Here is a 2,821-nt window from a genome sequence, read left to right on the forward strand (position 1 = left end):
GCTCGCGATGGCGGTGGTTCAGTCGATGGGGATGTTGACTGGACTGGCCTCATCGCGAGCAGGCTCACTCCTACAGGGTTCGGTGTAGCAAAAAACCTGTGGGAGTTGGCTTGCCAGCGATGAACGAAAACGCGGTCTACACCTTGGCAACGCGCCAAAGGTACCAGGCGGCGACGGTTCTGAACGGGCTCCACTTCAACCCGATCTCGATCATCTGCTTGCGCGTCGGCTGCACCTCCAGCCCCTTCAGCCGCCGATAACCCTCACGCACACCAAAGTCATCGGCCGGCAGGATATCCATGCGTTCCAGGCTGTAAATCAGCAGCATCTCCACCGTCCAGCGGCCGACCCCGCGCAGGCTGATCAAGCGTTCGATCAGCACTTCATTGTCCATCGCCAATGCCGTGGCGTAATCCGGCACCACGCCGTCGAGCGTTGCCTGGGCGATCCCTTGAATCGTGGCAATCTTGCCTGCTGAAAACCCGCAACTGCGCATTCGTTCAAAGTCGGTCGCGAGGATTTGTTCCGGGCGGGGAAATGACTGCGACGGAAACAGCCCCACCAGCCGCCCGACAATCGCATCCCCGGCCTTGGCATGCAGCTGCTGATAGGCAATCGCCCGCACCAGCGACTCGTACGGATCGCGCGCCGGGTGCGGTTGATGCAGGCACGGGCCGACAGCGGCAATGTGCCGCTGCCAGTCGGAGTCGAGGCTGGCGAGGTATGCGCTGGCCGCTTGATAGGCGTCGGGCATGCTATTTCAGCAAGCCATTGACTTCGCCGTAGGTGAAGGCCTTGAGGTCATGGGTATCGAGTTTGCCGCTGGCGAGGAAGCTTTTCACCAGCCCGCCCATCGCGCCGTAGAGGAACTCGGCGATGCCGGAGCCGGCGCTCAGGCGGCGCACACCCAAGGCTTGCAGTTCGGCGGGCGAGGGCAGGCAGGCGAAGCCCAGCACGTTGACCGGCAGCGTCGTGCCTTTGCAGATCGCTTCGATTTCGTAGCCCGAGGTGACCCCGGCGGCGAACAAGCCATCGGCACCGGCGGCCTGATACAGCGCGGCACGGCGCAGGGTTTCGGCGACGCGGTCTTCAGCCGGCACCAGGCCTTTCAGATAGACATCGGTGCGCGCGTTGATGAACAGTTTGACCGCGCGTTTGTCGGCGACTTGCCGCGCCACTTCGATCTTGCGCGCGAGCAGCTCCGGCGTTTGCGCGCCGTCTTCGATATTGACGCCGACCGCGCCCGCGGCAATGACCGCATCGAGCACTTCGGCGACCCGCCCGAGGTCATCGGAATAACCGGCCTCGACGTCGACGGTCAGCGGCACGCTGATGACTCGGGCGATGGATTCCACCGTCGACACCAGCCGTTCGAGGGGCAGCGTGTTGCCGTCCGGGTAACCGTGGGCCCAGGCCACGGCCGCGCTGCTGGTGGCGACGGCCTGACCACCGAGCTGTTCGACCAGTCGCGCGCCAGTGGCGTCGGCGACGTTGGTCAGGATCAACAGGCCTTGCTGGTGCAATTGGTGAAAGCGAGTGTCGAGCGTGCTCATCGAAATTCCTTGTTGTTGATGGGGCAAAAATCGTCAGAAAGCCAATGGTTGAGTGAGCTGCAGTGCGGCGTTTTCCAGCCTCAGCAAGAATGCCTTGCGCGGTTGTCCTCCACCATAGCCGGTCAGCGAGCCGTCCGCGCCAATCACCCGATGACACGGCACGACAATCGACAGCCGATTGTGCCCGTTGGCCAGCCCGACCGCCCGACTCGCGCCGGGTTTGCCCAACGCCGCCGCGATGGCGCCGTAAGTGCTGGTGTGACCGTAAGGGATTTGCAGCAGCGCTGCCCAGACCTGCCGGGAAAATTCGCTGCCGGGCAAATGCAACGGCACCGTGAATACGTTCAGCGTGCCGGCGAAGTAGGCCTTCAGTTCCTCTTCGATTTGCTGCAGGTGTGCGTTATGCCCTGGCGCGACCGCGTAGCCATAGCGGTTCTGCAATGCTTCAACTTCGCCGGTCAGCGCCGGCCGATCAAGAAACTCCAGCAACACCAATCCACGGCGTTCGGCCATGGCGATCATCGGCCCCAGCGGCGTGGTCAGCCGGGTGAACAGCAGCGGCTCGCTCTGTTCGACGCGGCCCGGTGTGATGTGGAACGACTTCTGAAAGGCGTCACGAAAACCGCTGAGCGACTCATACCCCGAGTCGAACGCGGCATGATCGATCGACGTGCCTTGCTTGATCCCGCCCAGCGCCATGCCCAACCGCCGGGTACGTAGCCAAGCGTGGAAAGTCATGCCGAAATGCTGCTTGAACCAACGCCGCAGCTTCAGCGGCTCGATGCCTGCGGCGAGCAGTTGTGCATCGCTCCAGCGCAGCTCCGGGTCGGCGTCCACAGCGTTGAGCAGGCGCTGCACCCAATCCGGGGCGATGGCCGCGGCGTCCAGTGGCTTGCAGCGCAGGCAGGCGCGATAACCGGCGGTCAGGCATTCATCGGCGTGCGCGAAGAACTCGACGTTCTCCGGTTTCGGTTTGCGCGCCGTGCAACTGGGGCGACAGAAGATCCCGGTGGTTTTCACTGCCGTGAAGAACACGCCTTCATAGGCAGTGTCGCGTTCGAGCATGGCGCGAACCATCTCGGCGTGGGGCGGCAGGACAGCGGTCTGTATGTTCATGGCATGACTGTAAAAGCAGATTCTCGATGGCTCCACCGAAAAATCGACAGTGAATTTCCATTACCCCTGAACTACCGTGTAGGAGCTGCCGAAGGCTGCGATCTTTTGATCTTGTTTGTATAAATCAAAGTCAAAAGATCGCAGCCTTCGGC

General features: G+C 62.5%; 3 protein-coding genes. All 3 read right to left on the minus strand.

Going from position 1 to position 2,821, the window contains the following annotated elements; all coding sequences use genetic code 11:
- Positions 1 to 136: 136 nt before the first annotated feature.
- The 3 genes from PMI37_RS30850 to PMI37_RS30860 are packed head-to-tail and all read right to left on the minus strand — an operon-like array spanning position 137 to position 2,669.
- On the minus strand, positions 137 to 754 hold the full coding sequence (locus tag PMI37_RS30850; RefSeq protein WP_008089049.1) for a DNA-3-methyladenine glycosylase family protein: 618 nt from the start codon (positions 752 to 754) through the stop codon (positions 137 to 139).
- Position 755: 1 nt separating this feature from the next.
- Positions 756 to 1,553 (minus strand): isocitrate lyase/PEP mutase family protein, encoded by a 798-nt coding sequence (locus tag PMI37_RS30855; RefSeq protein ID WP_008089051.1) that lies wholly within the window; start codon positions 1,551 to 1,553, stop codon positions 756 to 758.
- Between the two features lie 33 nt (positions 1,554 to 1,586).
- Positions 1,587 to 2,669: a bifunctional transcriptional activator/DNA repair enzyme AdaA gene (locus tag PMI37_RS30860; protein WP_008089053.1), complete on the minus strand. Its 1,083-nt coding sequence runs from the start codon at positions 2,667 to 2,669 to the stop codon at positions 1,587 to 1,589.
- Positions 2,670 to 2,821 lie beyond the last annotated feature (152 nt).

The sequence above is a fragment of the Pseudomonas sp. GM80 genome (assembly GCF_000282515.1).
In the GTDB taxonomy this organism is placed as follows: domain Bacteria; phylum Pseudomonadota; class Gammaproteobacteria; order Pseudomonadales; family Pseudomonadaceae; genus Aquipseudomonas.

Coding starts and splice junctions, on each gene's coding strand:
- PMI37_RS30850 (WP_008089049.1), bottom strand. CDS start 754: ATGCCCGACGCCTATCAAGCGGCCAGCGCATACCTCGCCAGCCTCGAC.
- PMI37_RS30855 (WP_008089051.1), bottom strand. CDS start 1,553: ATGAGCACGCTCGACACTCGCTTTCACCAATTGCACCAGCAAGGCCTG.
- PMI37_RS30860 (WP_008089053.1), bottom strand. CDS start 2,669: ATGAACATACAGACCGCTGTCCTGCCGCCCCACGCCGAGATGGTTCGC.